The following is a 19318-nucleotide window of genomic DNA, read 5'->3' as shown; positions in this document are numbered from 1 at the left end:
CATGAACAAGAAATTATCCGCAGTGTGCTTCGCCGCGCTGAGCTTCCCTATGCTGGCGATGGCCGCCAATGTCGCCGCCGCCGTTGCCGACATGGCCGCCGATGCGCCCGCAGCGGCCGCCGGACACGCCACGGAAGCCGAGGCGGCCGCCGCCGCGCCAGTGGCCACGATTGAGATCGCCACCCGCAAGACCCGCTCCTCGGTCGCGCTGACCAAGGGCGATATGCAAAAAATCCTGCCGGGGATTAACCCGCTGAAGGCGCTGGAGACCCTGCCGGGCGTGAGCTTCCAGACCGCCGACCCTTGGGGCAACAATGAACAGAACCTGTCGCTGTTCGTGCACGGCTTCAGCGGCCAGCAACTGGGCTACACCATGGACGGCGTGCCGCTCGGCGACCAGCAGTACGGCAACTACAACGGCCTGTCGCCGCAGCGCGCCGTCATCAGCGAGAACGTCGGCAGCGTGATCCTGTCGTCCGGCGCGGGCGATCTGTCGACCGCGTCCACCAGCAACCTGGGCGGCACCATCGAGACCTTCTCCAGCGATCCGCAGCGCAGCCGCAACCTGGCCGTGCAGCAGACCGTCGGCAGCCACAGCACTTCGCGCACCTTCCTGCGCTACGACACGGGCGATTTCGGCAACGGCAACAGCGCCTACATCTCGGCCATCCACCACGAGCAGAAGGCCTGGGATTTCAACGGCCGCCAGGGCGGCGACCAGATCAACGCCAAGTACATCAACCAGGGCAACGCCGGCAAGCTGACGCTGTACTTCAACTATTCGGACAAGATCGAGCCGAACGAAGATGCCACCGTGCGCTCGGCCAGCGAGAAGTTCCAGCCCTATACTCGCCCGTTCACGTATCCGGACTTCCAGGCCGCGCTGGCCTACCTGTCGCCGACCGGCGCCACGCCTGCGGCCGAGGGCAACAACTACCGCAACTATTACAGCGACGCCCAGCGCAAGGATTACCTGACCTACGCCAAGTACGACCTGAACATCAACGAGTCGACCACCTGGTCCAACCAGGTCTACTACCACAACGACGACGGCGTCGGCGTGGTGGCCGGCCCGATCGGCGTGGCCGGCCTGCCGGGCCTGTTCGCGGTCTACTTCCCCGGCCAGAATTTGAAGCAGGTGTTCGGCAACTCCGGCTACGCCACCCGCACCACCGAATACGCGATCAACCGCAACGGCTGGCTGTCGACCTTGACCAGCGAGTTCGGCAACCACAAGCTGCAAGGCGGCCTGTGGCTGGAACATAACCGCTCGTCGGCCTATCGCCGCTGGTACGCGCTGGACGTCAACAACCCGAGCTCGCCATACGACCGTCCAAGCAATCCGCTGATCACGCAGTACGGCAGCGAGATCGACAACAAGGTCGCCCAGATCCACCTGCAGGACGAATGGCGCGTGCGCGACGATCTGGCGGTGCAGGCTGGCTTCAAGTCCAGCCTGCAATTTGCCGACGGCCAGTTCCCGGTGCAGCCGGCCAAGGGCGCGATCGCCAACGGTTCGCTGGCGCTGCCGGTGGGCGAGATCATCACCAAGAAATGGTTCTTGCCGCAGCTGGGCGCGCGCTGGGACATCACGCCGCAGGACCAGATGTTCGTCAACGTGCAGAAGAACATGCGCCAGTTCGTCACCTACGGCGGCGGCGGTGCTTCGCCGTGGAGCCTGGCGAGCCAGGCCGCGTTCGACCTGTTCAAGAGCAGCGCCAAGCCTGAGACCTCGATCACCTACGAGCTGGGCCTGCGCACCAGCCACCAGCTGGACCTCGGTCCACTGCAGGCCATCGACGGCCAGGTCAACCTGTATCACGTGGACTTCAAGGACCGCCTGCTGACCATCAGCCCGACGCCGGTGATCACCTCCATCATCGGCGGCAATCCGGTGCTGGCCAACGTCGGCGGCGTCAAGACCGACGGCATCGACATCTCCGGCACGCTGCACTTCGGCCGCATGTTCTCATTCTACGACGCGCTGTCGTTCAACCGCTCGACCTACTCGGACAACTACAACAACGGCAAGGACGTGGTGCAGACTTCCGGCAAGTCGGTGCCGGGCAGCCCCGAGTGGATGAACAAGTTCGTCGCCACGATGACCGTGGCCGACACCGAGTTCCAGCTGATCGGCGACTACGTCGGCAAGCGCTACGCCACCTACACCAACGACCTGGACGTGCCGAGCTACTTCCTGATGAGCCTGGGCGTGTCGGGCAAGCTGCCGATGTTGAACAATAGCTGGATCAAGAACGCGCGCTACCGCCTCAACGTCAGCAACCTGGCCAACCGCGAAGGCAGCCTGAACGTGGTGGTCGGCGCGGCCAGCGGAACGTACAATACCTATCCGATCGCACCGCGCCAGGGATTCCTGACTTTGATGGCTGACTTCTGATGAACAATCTTTATTTGCCCAAGCGCCTGTCCCGGCGCGGCTTTATCCAGACCGCCGCTGCCGCCACGGCCTCGGCGCTGATCCTGCCCGGCTCGGTGCTGGCGGCCGCCACGCCCGACCTGTCCGGCATGCCGGGCGTCGCCCCGGTCGGCGCGGGACCGAAGACCCCGCTGGTGTTCGGCCACCGCGGCGCCAGCGCGCTGCGTCCCGAACACACGCTGGGCTCGTACGCCAAGGCCATCGCCGACGGCGCCGACTATATCGAGCCGGACCTGTGCAGCACCAAGGACGGCGTGCTGGTGGCGCGCCATGAGGCCTTCCTCAGCGAGACCACCGACGTCGCCAACCACCCCGAGTTCGCCAGCCGCAAGACGCGCAAGACCATCGACGGCGAAACCCACGAAGGCTGGTTCGTCGACGACTTCACGCTGGCCGAGCTGAAGACGCTGCGCGCGGTGGAGCGCCTGCCGCAATTCCGTCCCGGCAGCGTGCAGTACAACGGCATGTTCCAGGTGCTGACGTTCGAGGAGATCATCGACTTCACGGCGGCCGAGGCAGCGGCGCGCGGGCGCATCATCGGCCTGGTGCCGGAGCTGAAGCACTCGACCTACTTCGCCAGCGTCGGCCTGCCGCTGGAGGACCGTTTCCTGTCCATCCTGGCCGCGCACGACTACACGCGCCGCAACCCGGTCGAGATCCAATCGTTCGAAGTGGCCAACCTGAAGTACATGCGCGGCAAGCTGGGCCAGCGCGCCAACCTGCGCCTGATGCAATTGGTGATCGGCGAGAACGTGCGGCCGATGGACGTGGCCAAGGCCGGCGGCACGCTGACCTTCGCGCAGATGTGCACGCCGGCCGGCCTGCGCGACATCGCGCAGTACGCCGACGTGGTGGCGCCGCCGACGCGCTCGCTGATTCCGCTGAAGAAGGACGGCAGCCTGGACCAGCCAAGCTCGCTGGTGGAAGACGCGCACAAGGCGGGCCTGCGGGTGGAGCCGTGGACCTTCCGTCCGGAGAACCATTTCCTGGCGGCGGACTTCCGCAACAACGCCGGCGACGCCGCGCGCAACGAGGCCGGCTCGATCGCCGAAATCAAGCGCTACATCGCCACCGGCATGGACGGCTTCTTCACCGACGACCCTGCGCTGGGCCGGGCTGCGCTGAGCTGATGTCGCCGGTCAGCCGGCACGGCGGCGTGGGTTTGCGCCGTGTCGGCTTCAAGCAGCAGGGTCTGGATATCGCGGTAGATCAGCTCCGGCTGCAGGAAGGCAGGACTGTAGATCTCGCGCACCCGCCCGCGCTGGTCGAACAGGAACAGCTTGACCTGATGGTAGTAGAGGCGCGTCGGCCTGCCCTGCTTGTCGAGCTGGACCGAGGTGCTCTGTCCCAGTTCATCGAGGATGGGCTGCAGGCGTTCCACCGAGCGCGATGTCAGGAAATGCCAGCGCAGCGACTGGCTGGGCTGCGCCAGCGCGCCGCCGTAGTTCTTCATGGCCTCGGGCGTATCGTTGACCGGGTCGAACGACATGCTGACCAGCCGCACGCGGTGCGCCAGCGCGGGCGCGTTGAGCAGCCGTTCGCGCAAGACGTTCAGCGTGGAGAACAGCGCCGGGCACGCGGTCGCGTCGGTGCAATAGGTGTACATGAAACTGAGCAGCGTGACGCGGCCGGTGGTGTACCGTTCCAGCGGCATGTCGCGGCCGTCGCTGTCGAGCACCATGCCGCGCGGGCCGGGCTGTATCACCGGCAGGCGGTAGCTGCCGGCCACCGGCACGATCAGCTGCGACGGTGCGGGCGCCGGTTGTGGGGCCGCGCCTGCTGTCGGCACGTTCTCCGTTCCGCTCAACAGCAGGAACAGCAGCAGGACCGCCAGCAGCGGCCAGTGGTCAACGCAGCGACGCCACATTGGGGGCCGGCTTCGCGCTGAACTTCATGTGATGCGGACGGCCCAGTTTCTCCTTGTAGAAATCGATCTTCCATTGCTCGCTCAGCTCGTGGCCATCCCAGTGGTAGAGCTTGATGAAATGGTCGTCGTTGCCCAGGTCCCAGTGCTCCAGCAGGCTGGTGGTGATGTACAGGCGCTTGCCGTCCCAGCTCTGGCTGATCATGTTGACGTGCTTGCCCGTGACCTTCTCATAGACCTGGCGCGGCGCTTCCGGATTGCTCAGGTCGAACAGCCGCGTCTTGCCGTCCATGAAGGTGTTGACCCACAAGCCCTTGCCGTCGGCCCTGATCGACATGTCGACCGGCAGCGGCGTGCTGGCCGGATCGCCGATCGGGCCGACGTCGCGCGCCTGCCAGCGGCCGTTGGCGTCGGGCCGGACCAGCCACAGCTTGGAGGTCAGCGCGGTGGCCGTGATCGCCCAGTTGTCGCCGGGAGACTGCGACCAGCGCACTTCCAGCGGCGCGCCCGGCGTGCTGAAGATCTGCAGCGGCTTCATGGCTTTGAAATCCCACAGCACCATGGTGTTGCCGAATCTTTGCATGGCCGCCGGGTCCTTGATCAGCTTGTCGAGGTCGGTGCGGTAGTTGTCGTAGCCGGTGAAGCTGGACGTAAGCATGGCGTTGCGGGCGGGGTTGATCGCCACGTCGTAGCCGTAGCCGTCGCCCTGCACGTCGCCGATCTTGCCGGTGGGGTTGGGATAGCTGGCCACCACGTCGCCCTTGTTGTTGTACACCGCGATGCCGGTGGCGCCGCCCTTGTCGCGCGGGTTGGACAGGAAGCCGACCAGCATCCGGCCCGGCAGCGCGTAGAAAGTATGCGGGCCGACGAAGCCGGTCTTGGCGGGCACGTTGTCGATGGTCTTGACCAGCTTGGGATGGGCCGGATCGGTGCCGACATCGAACACGAAGATCTTGCTGTCCTCCAGGCGTCCGGCCCACAGGTATTTGCGGTCCTCGGTGAAGCCGAAGTGGTGCGCGTCGCCGTGCCCTTGCACCGACAGCGAGTTGATCACCTTGCCGTACTTGGGCGAGGCCGGGTTGACGTCGATGGTGACGAGCTTGTCCCGGCCGTCGCCGATGCCCTTGATGCCCAGCGTCCAGACATGGACGTAGTCTTCCTGGCCCTTGATCAGGTTGGCCATGTAGGGAGAATTGCAGGTCTCGTCGGCGCGGACCGGACAGGCCAGCAACACCGACAAGCACAAACTTGCGACAGGCAGAAATTTCATTTCAGGCTCCGTGCGTATTTGTCAACCTATACAATCTGACATCGCCGGCTCGAAAAATCAACCGATACTTTTCACGCGAACGAAAAACAACATGCGGCCTTAACCATGCAAGTCAATGCACCGGGCTGCTGTGGACCACCACCAGTTGCCACTGGCCGTCGTCCGCCTGCCGCCAGATGCGCGTAAAGCGCAGCAAGGCTTCGAAGCTTTGTCCGCCGTAGGTGCCGTCGAGCTTGACGCAGATCGACGTCATCGGCAGCGCGGCGTTGCCCAGCACTTGCAGTTCAACCGTCTCGACGCTGCGGAAACGCAGCGTGCCGGTGCGGTGCAGCTCCAGGTCCTGCGCCTTGCTGACGATCTGGCCCATGTGGTTGGTGAACAGCAGGTCGTCCGCCAGGATCCGGTCCAGCGCCTGCACGTCCGAGGCCTGCATCGCCAGCCGCAAGCGTTCCTCGGCGGCGGGGATTTCCAGATGGCGCTTCAGCGCGGCCAGCACGTCGGGGAAGTCGCCCACCACCATCGGGCCGAACTCGGCTTCCTGCGGCCCCGTGATCTCGGTGCTGTAGCTGATGCGGCTGCCACCGGACGGCAAGGCTTCAATGCGGTGGAACACCAGCACGCGGTTGTCGTCGATGACGGTTTCGTCGGTGAACTCCTCGTTCCCGCGCACCGCCCGCAAGGTGCTGACGAAAGTGTCGCCGCCCGGCACCTGCATGGTGAAGCGCGTGCCTTCGGCGAAGGGACCGTGCAGCTCGATGTTGACGATGCCGGCGTTCCAGCGCTTCCAGCCGGCGACGTCCACAAACTTTGCCCACACCTGCGCCGGCGAGGCGCTGGTTTCTATGCTCGATACATGGGTCCACATGGCATTCCTCCCTTTTTCAATGAGGGGCTCAGCATAGCGAAACATTAGTATTAAAGCAATCAGCGGCGCGCTATGGTGTCGGGCTTGGGCAGCGCGGCCGTCATGTCGACCCAGCTTTGCGGCTGCGGCTTGTTCCGCTCGCGCACGCCGAAGAAACTCACCACCAGCTCGCCGTTCTTGTCGAAGAATTCCACCGACGTCACGCCGGCGCGCTTGATGACGTAGCCGCTGTTGAAGGCGCTGTCGCGCAGGTGCAGGTTGAAGTCCGGGTCCAGCACGTTGAACCAGCCGCCCGCCTCCTGCACCTTGCTGACCTTGCCGCTGTAGATCTGGATCGTCGACTCGTTGCCGAGGAAGGCCATGATGTCCAGCTTTTGTTTGGCCGACTCTTCCAGCAGCTGGCGCACCGCCAGCGGCGTGATGCGCTGCACGGCGCCGGCCGGGGCCAGGCGCATCGCCTGCTCGCGCGACACACCGAACTCGCTCAGCAGGCGGTTGAACTGGTGCACGTCGCTCAGCTCGTTCCACGCCATTTGCAATTCCTTGACGTCGATGGCGCTGTCAGGTTTCTCGGCGGCCTTGACTGGAATTGCCGCAACATTCAGCTCGGCACTTTGCACCGGGTTGCGGAACTCGGCCACCAGCTTGTCGAACACCGGCACGCCGGCATCGCTCTTCACGTAGATCTTGTGCGCGGCGTTGCCGTGCGTGTCGAAGAATTGCAGGCTGCGCGATACCACGCCATCCTTGCCCGGCTGGACCACGGCGAACGCGTACTTCCAGTTCTTGAACGTGAAGCGCAGATCGATCTCGCCGCCCAGGTAGCCTCCGGCGATGTTGCGCATGCGGGCTTCGCGCTCCTTTTCCTTGTCGGCGTCGAGGCCGGTGATTTCTTCCTGCGGCTTGAGGCGCGTGGCGATGCCGGTGCGCTCCAGCACGCCGTTGTCGTTGCGGGTCAGCGCCATCACGGTGCCCAGGTCCAGCGCGCGGCGCATGATTTCGCGCGGCACGTTCTCGCCTTCCTTCAGGCGGGTGACGGTCTTGCCGATGCCGGTGGCCAGCAGCTCGGCTTCGGAGACGTTGAGCGTTTTGGCGGCATCGCGCAGTTGCAGCCTGGGTTGTTCGGCGCGCAGCGCGTCATAGCGCCCGGACAGGCTGGCGGCGTGGGCCGGCAGATTGGCCAGCATCAGGGCGCCGGTCAGCGCCAGGGCAAAACGGTGATGTGCTTTCATCAGAATTATTCCGAAAAAACTCGTCCTTCAGGGCGAGGAGTGAAAGGAAACGACTCAGCAGGAGTCGATGCGAAGGAAGAAAACACGGAACTCATGCGTTCCGCAGTGGTCAAACAAATATGAAACTGGTTTACCGATATCGCGTCAAATCCTTGACCGGCCTGCTGAACCAGCAAGCACGGACGGTGAATTTCGTCTGGAACTACTGCAACGACCGGCAAAAGGATGCGTTGCGTTTCGGTCGGCGCTGGCACACGGGATTTGACCTGATCAAGCTGACCACTGGCTGTTCGAAGGAGCTTGGCCTGCATTCCGGTACGATCAACGACGTCTGCCAGCGCTATGCCACCTCGCGCGCTATATCGCGCCGGCCTTACTTGCGCTATCGGGGCCGCAAGGCGATGGGCTGGGTGCCGTTGAAGGGGCGTGAACTCAAGCGTGAAGGTAATTCCTTCCGGTTCGCCGGTCGCACGTTCCGCGTGTTTTACTCGCGCCCTCTGCCGGACGGAAAAATCCTCGATGGCACCAATTTTTCCCGCGATCGGCGCGGTAACTGGTTCCTTAACATTGTCGTCGAGGTGGAACCGGCTCCGGCCCGCGCCCCCGTGCGCGGGGTAGGCATCGATCTCGGTCTGAAGACGCTGGCGACATTGAGCGACGGCAGCGCCATCGAGGCGCCTCGCTTTTACCGGGACGCCGAGGTGGCGCTGGCGTGTGCCCAGCGCGCGCGCAAAAAGGGGCGGATCAAGGCCATCCACGCCAAGATCGCCAACCGCAGACACAATTTTCTGCATACCCGTACCAGCGCGATCATCGCCGCCTTCGACTATATCGTGGTCGGCAACGTCAACGCCCAGGGTCTCGCCAAAACCAGCATGGCGAAGTCGGTCTACGATGTCGGCTGGTCGTCCTTCCGTACACAACTGGCGTACAAGGCTGTTAAGCATGGCGTCTGGTTCGAGGAAGTCGACGAACGTTTCACCACCCAAGTCTGCTCGCATTGTGGCGCCTTGCCAGATACGAGGCCGAAGGGTATCGCAGACCTTGGAGTAAGGGAGTGGTGCTGTAGCGATTGCGGTGCTGTACATGATCGTGATCTTAATGCTGCAGTCAATATTCTCCGTCGCGGACGTGCGACGCTGGCAGTAGGAATCTCCGCTCTTTAGGACGGAGAGGACGTCAAGAGGACTCCTTAGTAGATCACTTTGAGGTTGACCGCGTAGTTGCGGCCTGGACGGACGTAGCGTTCGATATCGGCCAGGGTCGCGGCGTTGGTGCCGGCCGGCAGGCTGCGCGCCGAGGCGTAATCCCAGTATTTCTTGTCGCCGAGGTTGTAGATGCCGGCGTTGAGCACGGCATGCTTGCCGATGTTCCAGTAGGCGGTGACATCCATCACCGTAGAACCCGGCACGGCGAAGCGCGCGGCGCTGGTGTCGGAGATCACGTCGTCGGCCGCCTGCTTGCCGCGCACGGTGCTGACCACGAAGGCCGCGCCGCCGCGCAGGGCCGGATCGTCATAGGCGAAGGTGGCGTTGGCCTTATAGGGCTGGATCGACGGCAGGTCGGCCTTCTTGCCGGTCAGGCGGTTCTCCGCCGTGCCCTGCGAGATGCCGCCGGCCAGCGCCACGCTGTAGCCCTTCATTGCCTCGGCCCACTGGCCCAGCAGGAAGCGGCTGCTGACTTCGATGCCCCTGGTGTTGGCCTTGCCGACGTTTTCCGGACGATACAGGCCGAAGGTGATGGTCGGATAGTTGACCGGGTCCAGCGGCTGCGCGGCGTATTCGATCAGGTTGCTGTAGCGGGTGTAGAACGCCGACGCGCTCAGTTCCACGCCGTTGGCCGGCGCGCCCTTCACGCCGATTTCAACCGCGTTGCTGGTTTCCTTCTGCAGGTTCGGATTGCCCAGCACGGCGTAGGCGTTGCCGGCCGCCGTGTAGCTGAACGAATCGTAGGTGCCGGTGCGCTCGGCCGCCGTCGGCAGGCGCGTGCCGCGGCTGTACTGCGCGTAGGTGCTGAAGCCGGGCGCCAGTTCGACCGACAGGTTCAGGCTGGGCGTGAGGAAGGAATCGGTCTCCTCGCGAATTTCCTTCGCGGCGCTGGGCACGGCGATCAGGTAGGCGGCCAGGTTCTTCGGCGTCAGCTTGCGGCGTTCGGCGCGCAGGCCCGGCGTCAGCGTGGCCTGATGGCCCAGCAGCGTGAAACCGAACTCGCCGCGCAGGTAGGCGGCCAGCTTGTCGGTGTCCATGTCGGCCATGCGGTTCTTCATGGTGATCTGGTGCGCGCCGGTCTTGAGCACCGTGCGGTCTTCCAGCCACGGGCGGCGCGATTCCTGCTGCTCGTAGCTGATGCCGTAGCTCAGCATGCTCAACGGATCGAGCTGCTTGGTGGCGTCCAGCGCCAGGCCCTTGCTGTTGTTGTAGAAGCCGGTCGAGATGTTGCGCAGGTAGGGCTGGCCGCCGGTGATGTAGCTGGCGCGGGTCTGGTCCACCACCGACGCGTTCTGCGTGTAGGCGCGGGTGTCCAGGGTGTCGAACAGCAGGCCGGCGCCCGGCGTGTAATGGTGTTCGATGCTGTAGCGGGTGCGCTCGGTGCGCGCATCCTGCGTCGCGCCTTCCGGGTAGGACGCGGCCAGCTTGTTGGCGAACACCAGGTCGTGCTGGGCCTTGTAATTGTCGACGGTGAAGTTGAGCTTCTGCTCGCGCGCCAGCGTCCAGTTCAGCTTGGCCAGCACGGCGTCGGAGCTCCAGTCGTCCGGGTTCTGCGGCGTGCTGCCCTTGCTCTTGCCTTGTTCGCCGTCGCGGTGCACGCCGACGATCAGCCCCTGCAGACGATCGTTGAGCTGGGCGGCGGCGGTCACCGCGTGCATGCGCTGCGCGTGGTCGGAGGTGTAGCCGAACTTGTAGTCGGCGTAGAGCTTGCGGGTGGCCAGGTACTCTTCCGGCGTCTTGGTGATGAACGAGACCGCGCCGCCGATGCCCGGCGTGCCGGCGCCGGCCGGGCTGGTGCCGGAACCGATACGCACTTCGCGAAACGTCTCGGGATCGAAGTAGTCGCGGCCGATGCCGAAGGCGTTGGTGGAGTTGGCGTCCGGCTTGGGCGCGGCGTCGGGCAGCGCGATGCCGTCCAGTTCCAGGCTGACGCGGTTGCCTTCTGCGCCACGGATGTTGATGCCGGTATTGCCGGCGCCATCCCAGATATTGCCCGAGCCGCTGGCGGCGGACGGCACGCTGACCAGTGGCGAGTAGCGCGCGATGTTGGCCAGGTCGATGGCGTTGTTCTTGCCGATCTGCTCGGCGTCGACGATGGTGGTGGCGCCGTTGCGGGTATTGCCGCTGTCGTCGCGTTTGGCCTTGACCAGGATCTCGCCCAGCGCGGGCGTGGCGGGCGCGTCGGCGGCGTGGGCTGGCAACAGCGAGGTGAGCACCGCCAGCGTGACGGCGTGAAGGGTGAAAGGCGCGGCCGTATGCCGGGCGCGCGAAGTGGTAGCAGCCATAGAGTTCCAGGAGTTGGGTGACGGCTGGCTCTCGGACCTACGGCGATTGCTGGCAAAACCACATCTTAACAATAGTGATTCTCATTTACAAGCATGTGGGAGTAATTATTTTTCTTGCATCAAATTGTTCTTCGCTTATGTTGATGAACCTCAAAGGCCAAGCGCGAGGCGCCCGCAAAATACCGCTTCCAGTCAGTTCCCCCCGGAAAATTCATCCCCAGCTCAAACAGGAGGTCCACGATGACAGCCAGTGGCAAAATTGTTCAACTCGGATCGTATGCGGCGTCGAAGCAGAAAAATTCCATCTCCGGGCTTTCGTCCGGCGCCTTCATGACCGTGCAGCTGCACCTGGCGCGCTCGGCCAGCTTCGCGGGCGCCGGCATCATCGCAGGCGGGCCGTTCCGCTGCGCCGAGACCTACCAGGCCGGCGGCATGGTGACGCCGCAGGATTCCCGCATCGAGAATTCGCTGTACATCTGCATGAACCCGCTGATTCCGGCCACCAGCCCGGATGCGCAACGGCTGGTGGGCATGGCGCGCGAAACGGCCCAGGCCGGCCTGATCGACGACATCGCCAACCTGGCGGACGACCGGCTCTACATCTTCACCGGCAGCGAGGACGACGTGGTCTACTCCGACGTGGTGCAGCGCACCCGCGAGTTCTACGAGATGCTGGGCGTGAAGCAGGAGAACATCGCCTATCACGACAACATTCCCGCCGGCCACAGCATCATCACCGACAACCCGGAAGACTCGGAGCTGGCGACCAACCAGCCGCCGTACATCAACAACGGCGGCTTCATGCAATCGCACGACATCCTGCGCCACATCTACGGCCCGCTGAAGCCGCCCGCCGGGCAGCTCACCGGCCAGCTGCAGTGCTTCGACCAGACCGAATTCCTGGGCGACGACGCGCCGTGGGCCAGCATGAGCAAGTTCGGCTACGCCTACATTCCGTCGAAGGTGCTGGCGGGCGAAGTGGCCGAGCCGCGCGTGCACATCGCCCTGCACGGCTGCAAGCAGGGCTACAACTACACCGACTACGTCAACGGCCGCGCGGACATCGCCAACCAGCCGCCGTACGGCAACCGCTACTTCACCACCACCGGCTACAACCACATCGCCGAAAGCAACGACATCATCGTGCTGTATCCGCAGGCCGAAGGCACGGACAACGGCGAGATCCAGAACCCGGATGGCTGCTGGGACTGGTGGGGATACAGCAACCGCTACGCGGAGTCGCCCTATTATTCACGCGAGGCGGTGCAGATCAAGGCCATCCACAAAATGCTGGACCGACTTTGCGCCTGAGCGCCCATTCATGGAGAACGTAATGAACAAATTTCCCGCCACTGTCAGATTGAATCCGATCCAAAACGAGAACGTCGTGGCCGAATCCGCCGCGTTTGCCACCGGCACGGTGGCGCCGCTGGCGCACGCGATGACCGCGCAAAGGCTGATCCAAAAGGACACCAGCCACCTGATGAACAATGGCGCCTTGTCGATGGCGCTGGCGGCGCGCCTGTGGGATCCGTCGGTGTGGAGCGAGTTGACGCAGATGCAGGCGGCGATAGCGCAGCGCCTTCAGCTGCAGAACCAGAACTGGCGCAAGGGGTTTGCGATCCTGGCCGAGGACTACGCGCAGCTGCGGCAAGCCAACACCATGTCCAAGCTGCTGGAGAAGCAGGGTAACCTGATCTCGCAATCGGCCGACCTGATGACCAGCCAGGCCACGGATTTCGTGGCGCTGCTGGAAAACATCGACGTCGATTTCGGCTACTGGGCCAGCCAGAAACTATAGGACGGTCAACCCGCCAGGTAGTTGTTTTTGACGCGCACGTAGTGCTCCGCCGAGTACTTCAAATAAGCGATCTCCTCGGCGGTGAGCGCCCTCACCTTCTGCGCCGGGCGGCCAACGTACAGGTGGCCGCTCTCCAGCACCTTGCCCGGCGGGACCAGGCTGCCGGCGCCCACCATCACGCGGTCCTGCACGACGACGTCGTCCATGATGATGGTGCCCATGCCGATCAGGCATTCGTTGCCGATGGTGCAGCCGTGCAGCAGCACCGAGTGGCCGATGGTGACGTAGTCGCCGATGATCAGCGGCGAGCCCTCGGGCTTGCCGGGGTGCTTGTGCGAGACGTGGCACATGGCGAAGTCCTGCACGTTGCTGCACTCGCCGACGACGATGCGGTTGACGTCGCCACGCAGCACGGTGTTGCACCAGATCGAGCTGTCGCGGCCGACGCGCACGTCGCCGATCACTTGCGCCGAGGCGTGCAGGTAGATGTTCTCGCCGAAGTAGGGGCTGGTGTTGAGGTAGCTGGAGATAGGCATGGTTTCCTGGTGTGGGTAGTTTAAGCGGTGTAAGTACTGTCGCCATGCGGCGCGGCGCGGAAGGCTGGCAACGCCTCGGCCTGGCGCGAGAACTCGGCCTGCAGCGGATAACGCGACGCGTCCACCACTTGCGGCAGCATCTGCTGCATGAAGTGCCAGGTCACGGCGGTCATCACGCCGGCGTGGTCCAGCGCCTCCACCGACAGCGGATGCGCGCGCAGCTCCGCCTCCAGCGCATCGAACGCCGCCAGCAGCTGCACGGTCACGCGCTCGGCCCACGGCTGGTGCGCGGTCGGGCGCACCATGCCTTCATACACCAGCTGCACGCCCTTGTCGCAGGCGGCCAGCGCCAGCCCCAGCACGCGCAGCGAGCGCAGCAGCTCTGTCGGCATCGACGGCGTCAGGCGGCTGGACGGCATGGCCAGCGCTTCCGCGTATTGCACAATCAGCGTCGAATCCATCAGCACGGTGCCGTCGTCGGCCAGGAAGGTCGGGGCCTTGACCACCGGATTGATCTGGCGGAATTGATCGAAGGTGCTGAACACCGACAGCGACTGGTGCTCGAAGGGCACGCCCATCAATTGCAAGGTCACCGCCACGCGGCGGACATAGGGTGAATCGAGCATGCCGATCAGTTTCATATTTTCTCCAATGAGTTAAGCCAGCGCCCACTCGGCGGCCTGGCGCGCGTGGATGGCGGTGGTGTCGAACAGCGGCACGTCCGCATCCTGCGGCGCGACCAGCAACGAGATTTCGGTACAACCCAGGATGATAGCCTGTGCGCCCTGCTCCACCAAGCCGGCGATGATGCGGCGGTACTCCACGCGCGAGGCGTCGACAATGCGGCCCAGGCACAGCTCTTCATAGATGATGCGGTGGACGATGTCGCGGTCGTGCTGGCCGGGCACGATCACGTCGAGGCCGTGGCGCTCGCGCAGACGGTCCTTGTAGAAGGCCTGCTCCATCGTGAAGCGCGTGCCCAGCAGGCCCACCTTGGTGTGGCCGGCCTGCTTGATGGCGGCTGCCGTGGGGTCGGCGATGTGGAACAGGGGGATGTCGACCGCCGCCTCGATGGCGGGCGCGACCTTGTGCATGGTGTTGGTACACAGCACCAGGAAGTCGGCGCCGGCGGCGCGCAGCGAACGGGCCGCATCGGCCAGCATGGCGCCGGCCGCGTCCCAGTCGCCGGCATGCTGCAAGCGCTCGATTTCATGGAAGTCCACGCTGTACAGCACCACCTTGGCCGAGTGCAGGCCGCCCAGGTGTTCCTTCACCGTCTCGTTGACCTGACGGTAGTAAGGCACCGTCGATTCCCAGCTCATGCCGCCTATCAGCCCTATTGTTTTCACCTGCGCCCCCTCAAGAAGTCCGGAACGCAAGCATACACGGCGCCGCGCATTTGCGCAGCGGCCGCTGGTGCGCACGGCGCACTCCTCAAGTGTCGGCCCGGGCGTAGCTGACGGTCAGGATCTCCCACTGATGGCCGCCGGGCTCGTTCCAGTAGACGATGCGGCCGCCGTTGTAGCTGCCGACCTGATAGTCGACATCGGCATGGACCGAGCTGCGGTAAGGAATGCCGGCGGCCTTGATGCGGCCGAGGATGGCGTCGAAGTCCGCCTGCTCCACCCGGAAGCAGTAGTGCTGCAGCGGGATGGGTTCGGGCCACTGGTCGAAGTCAATGGTCAGGCCGTCGTTGACGAACACCGGCGCGAACGGGCCGACGCCGGTGGGGGACCAGGGCACGTCCAGCAATTTCGCCAGCTGCTTTGCGGACGCGAGCTTGTCGCTCACCGGCACCAACAAATGATCAAGTTGACGTCCTCCCCGCCCTAAAGAGCGGAGATTCCTACTGCCAGCGTCGCACGTCCGCGACGGAGAATATTGTCCGCAGCATTGAGATCACGATCATGTACAGCACCGCAATCGCTACAGCACCATTCTCTTACTCCAAGGTCTGCGATACCTTTCGGCCTCGTGTCGGGCAATGCGCCACAGCACGAGCAGACCTGGGTGGTGAAACGTTCATCGACCTCCTCGAACCAGGCGCCATGCTTAACAGCCTTGTACGCCAGTTGTGTACGGAAGGACGACCAGCCGACATCGTAGACCGACTTCGCCATGCTGGTTTTGGAGAGGGCCTGCGCGTTGATATTGCCGACCACGATATAGTCGAAGGCGGCGATGATCGCGCTGGTACGGGTATGCAGGAAATTGAGCCTCCGGTTGGCAATCTTGGCGTGGATGGCCTTGATCCGCCGTTTCTTGCGCGCGCGCTGGGCACGCGCCAGCGCCACCTCGGCTTCCCGGTAAAAATGCGGCGCCTCGATGGCGCTGCCGTCGCTCAATGTCGCCAGCGTCTTCAGGCCCAGATCGATGCCGACCCCGCGCACGGGGGCGCGGACCGGTGCCGGTTCCACCTCAACGACAATATTGAGAAACCAGTTGCCGCGCCGGTCGCGCGAAAAGTTGGTGCCATCGAGGATTTTCCCTTCCGGCAGAGGGCGCGAGTAAAACACACGAAACGTGCGGCCAGCGAACCGGAAGGCGTTGCCTTCACGCTTGAGTTCACGCCCCTTCAACGGCACCCAGCCCATCGCCTTGCGGCCGCGATAGCGCAAGTAAGGCCGGTGTGACATGGCGCGCGAGGCGGCGTAGCGCTGGCAGACGTCGTTGATCGTGCCCGAATGCAGACCAAGCTCTTTGGAGCAACCGGTGGTCAGCTTGATCAGGTCAAATCCCGTGTGCCAGCGCCGACCGAAGCGCAACGCATCCTTTTGCCGGTCATTGCAGTAGTTCCAGACGACATTGACCGCCCGTGCTTGCTGGTTCAGCAGGCCGGTCAAGGATTTGATGCGATATCGGTAAACCAGCTTCATACATGTTAGACCACTGCGGGACGCATGAGTTCCGTGTTTTCTTCCCTCGCATCGACTCGTGCGGAGTCGGTTTCTTTCACTCCTCGCCCTGAAGGACGAGGTTTCTCGGAACAATTCTGATGAATAGCCAAAATAGTCATATGCCCCCCGCTGTCATTTTAGAGCAGGAACGCGGAGATGGTCAGACCGCTTGCGCCCCATAGCCGCCGGTCAATCATTGACAATTGGCGTAGCGTTCTTTAATTCGCCGACATAGCATCCCTAGGATTTAACTGGTTCTTGGTGTTTTAATACAAATCGGCTCCCCATATCCGTGAGATAGAAATCTCCCATAATCGTGTAATCGAGTAGCCCCCATTTGTATAAATTAGATGCTGCGACCTTGGCCGCAATCGGATCAGGGGCATTGCTATCTCTCTCAAATTGTCGATGCTCTTCAAGACGCCGCAAATCCAAAAAACCTCCCGCCGCTGATGTAAATCCTAGGAGGTACTTTTCATACTTGTTCAACTGTTGGATACGAACAGGAAAAATTGCCTTCCAAGCCGCCGAGGCAGCTCTCCTAAGAAACCTGCCGGCAGCACTGATGCTCCACCATAAACACTGGCAACCCGTAAAAACCATAATGCCAAAAGCAAGCCACCGCCATCCCTCCGGCAAATCAGGAATCCAAACCGCGTAATCGTGACCGAAACAAAGAGTGATTGATGCGATTAACAGGCAGGCGCTCGATAATTTAGATGCCAAGAAATGTTTAAAAAGTTCAGCCCAACCTTCCATATTTGTTCCCAGTGTGACTTGCCAGAATGCCAACTCGCTTGGACGTCAAAATTGTCAAACTCGTCTACTTCCGGATTGTATCATTCGTGACCATCGGCTTCTGGCCGGCATCGGCAAGGCCGAACAGGTCGCTATTCCAGCTTCAGCAGAGCGGCCCCCGCTGCTAAATACGTGCCAAGATTGCCAAGGCCGAAGAGATATTCGGCAGCGCTGGCGCCACGACCACGAGCATCACCAACTGCCTCGTCCCCCCCTATCTTCCCCGACTGCCCGACGCAGGCGACAGCATAAAGCTCACCTAACTCGTCTTGGCCCAAGCAGTCGATAGAATCAAACAATTCGACATTGCCTGCCTCTGAAAGACCTCTATCTTGCCTCGAAAGTGCCAAATCTCTTATATGCTCAATAGTTCCAACGGTGATTCTCATCTATTCTCGCATTCTGCATGTGTTCACATGGTTTCCAATCCGTCGACCTTCCGCTCTTGGCCGACTACTGCCTGCCGCTAGCCCCCCTTGCAAAAAGAGAAACTTGGACATTCGAGTTGTCCGTGCAAACAGAACTCCTGCACTCGTTGTAGCTGTTCCAAGAGCTCATCGACTGTATCAACCGACGTTACCGAATACTGATCGCAATCCCGCTCGCACCAAACTTCAAGGTCCGGAAATAGAGTCAATATGCTAATAATCGAGAAAGCATAGTCATCTGCATTTGGCCAGGGATAATTTCTCAGATGGTCAAGGGTGGGCAGCAACTTCGCGAACCTCGATTTGTCCTTGCTCGTCATTTGTCCGAATAAGATGTCGTCCCAATAGCAAAGTATTTCGTCTGTAATACCCCAAGGAGATTCAAACGCCTGAATTCTCAAACGCGTGCTGTTCTCGGGAAGCTCCAAAAAAAACACATCCGGCCTGTATCTAAAGGGAAAGGCTATGTCGTGTACGTTAGCGTTTTTCATACGTTCTGGGTATCTAAAGGCCGATTAGACGGATAGTGTACAGGAGCCCAGCTGCCCACCCGGCAAATCTTGTATCGGTATATTGGCTTCGATAAGAACCTCCCGAATAGTTTTAACCAACACTGACGCCATGTTAAAGGACGGCTTATCGCGCCCGAACATCTTACGAGCGTAACGACGCAAGGATAGCCGCCAAACATCATCTTTTCCATCGACGTTACCGCAATGAATTGCAAACTCGGAACCGTCGCTGGATGCATAATCTAGATACCAGCCCCAATCCTCATATTCAGGATAGCTGGTGACTATGCCTCGAGACGCCAACTTTTGCGCAAGCCAGAAAGCGAGTTCAGCACCATACACCCCAGGGTTGACCTGTGATTCATCTGGAAGAAATGGAGCAAATTTATTGGTTCGCAATTCAACCAAATCCATCAAGTCATCTTGCACGCCCATACTTATCCTATCAACGTCTGTTATTGGCCGCCTGCAGACTTCAGCCAGGGAAATTTTTTCCATAGTCACATAGCTGTTTTAGCTGCGGTTGCAGGATGGCTAAGTCGCTTTCCGAAGGCGAAAAACCTCGAATTACATGCAGCGTCATCCCGTCCGCGTAGCCAACAATACGCCATTCGACCTCAACGGTTTTCCGACTCCGAACAAATATTTTTTGGTTCTGTACAATCCCAAACTTGAGATAAATATCTTTTGCATCCATAGTGACCGACGTCCAAATAACGTGGGCACTGTTATTTGCAATGATCGGTAAGCGAACCAACAAACCATCTGGGACCTTGGAAACCAAGAGCGCTGAGACATCGACCGATGTCGGTGCGTCACGAATGCCAGACAAATCCCTTAGTTCTTGGCCAAAACCGGTGGCGGCTGCCGTTTCCACTCCAGAGGAAATTTCAGTTACCTGCATTTCTTTACGCATTAGGAACGTCCATTTCATTCATTCTTTTCATTCTACTCGTTGTTAATGGCTGTCCGTTCCTGGCCGAAGTCGGTCGACGGCGTTTAGGATAGCAGTTTGCGTATCTGCATAACTCACAAATTCTAATTTCGGGCTCAAGGGCAATCTATGTGGACCTTGAGCTATCGGGGCGCACGATGTTACGTCTCCGCATCCAGCGACGCCACGCTAATCTGCAGACCGCAACAGCTAGCATCCAAAACAAAATCGAAAGCCCCAGTTGTGGCCAT

At 61.8% G+C, this 19318-nt stretch carries 19 protein-coding genes; 5 read left to right on the top strand and 14 right to left on the bottom strand.

The window, feature by feature from the left end; genetic code table 11:
- The first annotated feature begins 1 nt into the window (after position 1).
- Both ACUJB0_RS05105 and ACUJB0_RS05100 read left to right on the top strand, forming a co-directional pair.
- Positions 2 to 2398: a TonB-dependent receptor gene (locus tag ACUJB0_RS05105; RefSeq protein ID WP_444844288.1), complete on the top strand. Its 2397-nt coding sequence runs from the start codon at positions 2 to 4 to the stop codon at positions 2396 to 2398.
- Complete coding sequence (locus ACUJB0_RS05100; protein WP_444844287.1) at positions 2398 to 3567, top strand: glycerophosphodiester phosphodiesterase; 1170 nt, start codon at positions 2398 to 2400, stop codon at positions 3565 to 3567. Before ACUJB0_RS05105 ends, ACUJB0_RS05100 begins: the two co-directional genes overlap by 1 nt.
- Here ACUJB0_RS05100 and ACUJB0_RS05095 read toward each other — a convergent pair.
- The 4 genes from ACUJB0_RS05095 to ACUJB0_RS05080 all read right to left on the bottom strand — a co-directional run bounded on the left by ACUJB0_RS05095 (position 3498) and on the right by ACUJB0_RS05080 (position 7668).
- Positions 3498 to 4304, bottom strand: a complete 807-nt coding sequence (locus tag ACUJB0_RS05095) for an SCO family protein (RefSeq protein WP_444844286.1) — start codon at positions 4302 to 4304, stop codon at positions 3498 to 3500. The genes ACUJB0_RS05100 and ACUJB0_RS05095 overlap by 70 nt on opposite strands.
- Positions 4285 to 5571 carry a methanethiol oxidase gene (gene mtoX, locus ACUJB0_RS05090; RefSeq protein WP_444844285.1) on the bottom strand — a complete coding sequence of 429 codons (1287 nt, stop codon included), beginning with the start codon at positions 5569 to 5571 and terminating at the stop codon, positions 4285 to 4287. The genes ACUJB0_RS05095 and mtoX overlap by 20 nt, the downstream gene beginning before the upstream one ends.
- A 112-nt stretch (positions 5572 to 5683) precedes the next feature.
- On the bottom strand, positions 5684 to 6436 hold the full coding sequence (locus ACUJB0_RS05085; protein WP_444844284.1) for a DUF4440 domain-containing protein: 753 nt from the start codon (positions 6434 to 6436) through the stop codon (positions 5684 to 5686).
- A gap of 59 nt (positions 6437 to 6495) precedes the next feature.
- On the bottom strand, positions 6496 to 7668 hold the full coding sequence (locus ACUJB0_RS05080; protein ID WP_444844283.1) for a hemin-degrading factor: 1173 nt from the start codon (positions 7666 to 7668) through the stop codon (positions 6496 to 6498).
- Positions 7669 to 7787: 119 nt separating this feature from the next.
- On the opposite strand from ACUJB0_RS05080, the gene ACUJB0_RS05075 reads away from it, so the two are divergent.
- Positions 7788 to 8834 carry an RNA-guided endonuclease InsQ/TnpB family protein gene (locus ACUJB0_RS05075; protein ID WP_444844282.1) on the top strand — a complete coding sequence of 349 codons (1047 nt, stop codon included), beginning with the start codon at positions 7788 to 7790 and terminating at the stop codon, positions 8832 to 8834.
- A gap of 26 nt (positions 8835 to 8860) precedes the next feature.
- On the opposite strand, the gene ACUJB0_RS05070 is transcribed toward ACUJB0_RS05075, so the two are convergent.
- Positions 8861 to 11161 (bottom strand): TonB-dependent receptor domain-containing protein, encoded by a 2301-nt coding sequence (locus tag ACUJB0_RS05070; RefSeq protein ID WP_444844281.1) that lies wholly within the window; start codon positions 11159 to 11161, stop codon positions 8861 to 8863.
- A gap of 240 nt (positions 11162 to 11401) precedes the next feature.
- On the opposite strand from ACUJB0_RS05070, the gene ACUJB0_RS05065 reads away from it, so the two are divergent.
- Both ACUJB0_RS05065 and ACUJB0_RS05060 read left to right on the top strand, forming a co-directional pair.
- Positions 11402 to 12472 (top strand): extracellular catalytic domain type 2 short-chain-length polyhydroxyalkanoate depolymerase, encoded by a 1071-nt coding sequence (locus tag ACUJB0_RS05065; RefSeq protein ID WP_444844280.1) that lies wholly within the window; start codon positions 11402 to 11404, stop codon positions 12470 to 12472.
- 22 nt (positions 12473 to 12494) lie between these two features.
- On the top strand, positions 12495 to 12962 hold the full coding sequence (locus ACUJB0_RS05060; protein ID WP_444844279.1) for a hypothetical protein: 468 nt from the start codon (positions 12495 to 12497) through the stop codon (positions 12960 to 12962).
- Between the two features lie 5 nt (positions 12963 to 12967).
- On the opposite strand, the gene ACUJB0_RS05055 is transcribed toward ACUJB0_RS05060, so the two are convergent.
- The 9 genes from ACUJB0_RS05055 to ACUJB0_RS05015 all read right to left on the bottom strand — a co-directional run bounded on the left by ACUJB0_RS05055 (position 12968) and on the right by ACUJB0_RS05015 (position 19067).
- Positions 12968 to 13498 (bottom strand): gamma carbonic anhydrase family protein, encoded by a 531-nt coding sequence (locus ACUJB0_RS05055; RefSeq protein ID WP_444844278.1) that lies wholly within the window; start codon positions 13496 to 13498, stop codon positions 12968 to 12970.
- Between the two features lie 20 nt (positions 13499 to 13518).
- Positions 13519 to 14139, bottom strand: coding sequence for a glutathione S-transferase family protein (locus ACUJB0_RS05050; protein ID WP_444844277.1), 621 nt, complete (start codon positions 14137 to 14139; stop codon positions 13519 to 13521).
- Positions 14140 to 14154: 15 nt separating this feature from the next.
- Positions 14155 to 14847 carry an aspartate/glutamate racemase family protein gene (locus ACUJB0_RS05045; RefSeq protein WP_444844276.1) on the bottom strand — a complete coding sequence of 231 codons (693 nt, stop codon included), beginning with the start codon at positions 14845 to 14847 and terminating at the stop codon, positions 14155 to 14157.
- Between the two features lie 85 nt (positions 14848 to 14932).
- Positions 14933 to 15289, bottom strand: coding sequence for a VOC family protein (locus tag ACUJB0_RS05040; protein ID WP_444844275.1), 357 nt, complete (start codon positions 15287 to 15289; stop codon positions 14933 to 14935).
- Between the two features lie 38 nt (positions 15290 to 15327).
- Complete coding sequence (locus ACUJB0_RS05035; RefSeq protein WP_444844274.1) at positions 15328 to 16374, bottom strand: RNA-guided endonuclease InsQ/TnpB family protein; 1047 nt, start codon at positions 16372 to 16374, stop codon at positions 15328 to 15330.
- 261 nt (positions 16375 to 16635) lie between these two features.
- Positions 16636 to 17187, bottom strand: coding sequence for a hypothetical protein (locus ACUJB0_RS05030; RefSeq protein ID WP_444844273.1), 552 nt, complete (start codon positions 17185 to 17187; stop codon positions 16636 to 16638).
- A gap of 98 nt (positions 17188 to 17285) precedes the next feature.
- Positions 17286 to 17582, bottom strand: a complete 297-nt coding sequence (locus tag ACUJB0_RS05025; RefSeq protein WP_444844272.1) for a hypothetical protein — start codon at positions 17580 to 17582, stop codon at positions 17286 to 17288.
- 554 nt (positions 17583 to 18136) lie between these two features.
- On the bottom strand, positions 18137 to 18568 hold the full coding sequence (locus ACUJB0_RS05020; protein ID WP_444844271.1) for a hypothetical protein: 432 nt from the start codon (positions 18566 to 18568) through the stop codon (positions 18137 to 18139).
- 40 nt (positions 18569 to 18608) lie between these two features.
- Complete coding sequence (locus tag ACUJB0_RS05015; protein WP_444844270.1) at positions 18609 to 19067, bottom strand: hypothetical protein; 459 nt, start codon at positions 19065 to 19067, stop codon at positions 18609 to 18611.
- Positions 19068 to 19318 lie beyond the last annotated feature (251 nt).

The sequence above is a fragment of the Duganella caerulea genome, from assembly GCF_040362985.1.
Lineage (GTDB): Bacteria > Pseudomonadota > Gammaproteobacteria > Burkholderiales > Burkholderiaceae_D > Rugamonas > Rugamonas vulcania.
The sequence above is the reverse complement of the archived record's forward strand: the minus strand, read 5'-3'. Positions and strand labels throughout refer to the sequence as shown.

Excerpts from the sequence above, each read along its gene's own strand:
- ACUJB0_RS05095 (WP_444844286.1), bottom strand. The coding sequence starts at position 4,304 with ATGTGGCGTCGCTGCGTTGACCACTGGCCGCTGCTGGCGGTCCTGCTG.
- ACUJB0_RS05100 (WP_444844287.1), top strand. The coding sequence starts at position 2,398 with ATGAACAATCTTTATTTGCCCAAGCGCCTGTCCCGGCGCGGCTTTATC.
- ACUJB0_RS05080 (WP_444844283.1), bottom strand. The coding sequence starts at position 7,668 with ATGAAAGCACATCACCGTTTTGCCCTGGCGCTGACCGGCGCCCTGATG.
- ACUJB0_RS05055 (WP_444844278.1), bottom strand. The coding sequence starts at position 13,498 with ATGCCTATCTCCAGCTACCTCAACACCAGCCCCTACTTCGGCGAGAAC.
- ACUJB0_RS05105 (WP_444844288.1), top strand. The coding sequence starts at position 2 with ATGAACAAGAAATTATCCGCAGTGTGCTTCGCCGCGCTGAGCTTCCCT.
- ACUJB0_RS05025 (WP_444844272.1), bottom strand. The coding sequence starts at position 17,582 with ATGAGAATCACCGTTGGAACTATTGAGCATATAAGAGATTTGGCACTT.
- ACUJB0_RS05075 (WP_444844282.1), top strand. The coding sequence starts at position 7,788 with ATGAAACTGGTTTACCGATATCGCGTCAAATCCTTGACCGGCCTGCTG.
- ACUJB0_RS05015 (WP_444844270.1), bottom strand. The coding sequence starts at position 19,067 with ATGAAATGGACGTTCCTAATGCGTAAAGAAATGCAGGTAACTGAAATT.
- ACUJB0_RS05060 (WP_444844279.1), top strand. The coding sequence starts at position 12,495 with ATGAACAAATTTCCCGCCACTGTCAGATTGAATCCGATCCAAAACGAG.
- mtoX (WP_444844285.1), bottom strand. The coding sequence starts at position 5,571 with ATGAAATTTCTGCCTGTCGCAAGTTTGTGCTTGTCGGTGTTGCTGGCC.
- ACUJB0_RS05050 (WP_444844277.1), bottom strand. The coding sequence starts at position 14,139 with ATGAAACTGATCGGCATGCTCGATTCACCCTATGTCCGCCGCGTGGCG.
- ACUJB0_RS05035 (WP_444844274.1), bottom strand. The coding sequence starts at position 16,374 with ATGAAGCTGGTTTACCGATATCGCATCAAATCCTTGACCGGCCTGCTG.
- ACUJB0_RS05070 (WP_444844281.1), bottom strand. The coding sequence starts at position 11,161 with ATGGCTGCTACCACTTCGCGCGCCCGGCATACGGCCGCGCCTTTCACC.
- ACUJB0_RS05085 (WP_444844284.1), bottom strand. The coding sequence starts at position 6,436 with ATGTGGACCCATGTATCGAGCATAGAAACCAGCGCCTCGCCGGCGCAG.
- ACUJB0_RS05020 (WP_444844271.1), bottom strand. The coding sequence starts at position 18,568 with ATGGGCGTGCAAGATGACTTGATGGATTTGGTTGAATTGCGAACCAAT.
- ACUJB0_RS05065 (WP_444844280.1), top strand. The coding sequence starts at position 11,402 with ATGACAGCCAGTGGCAAAATTGTTCAACTCGGATCGTATGCGGCGTCG.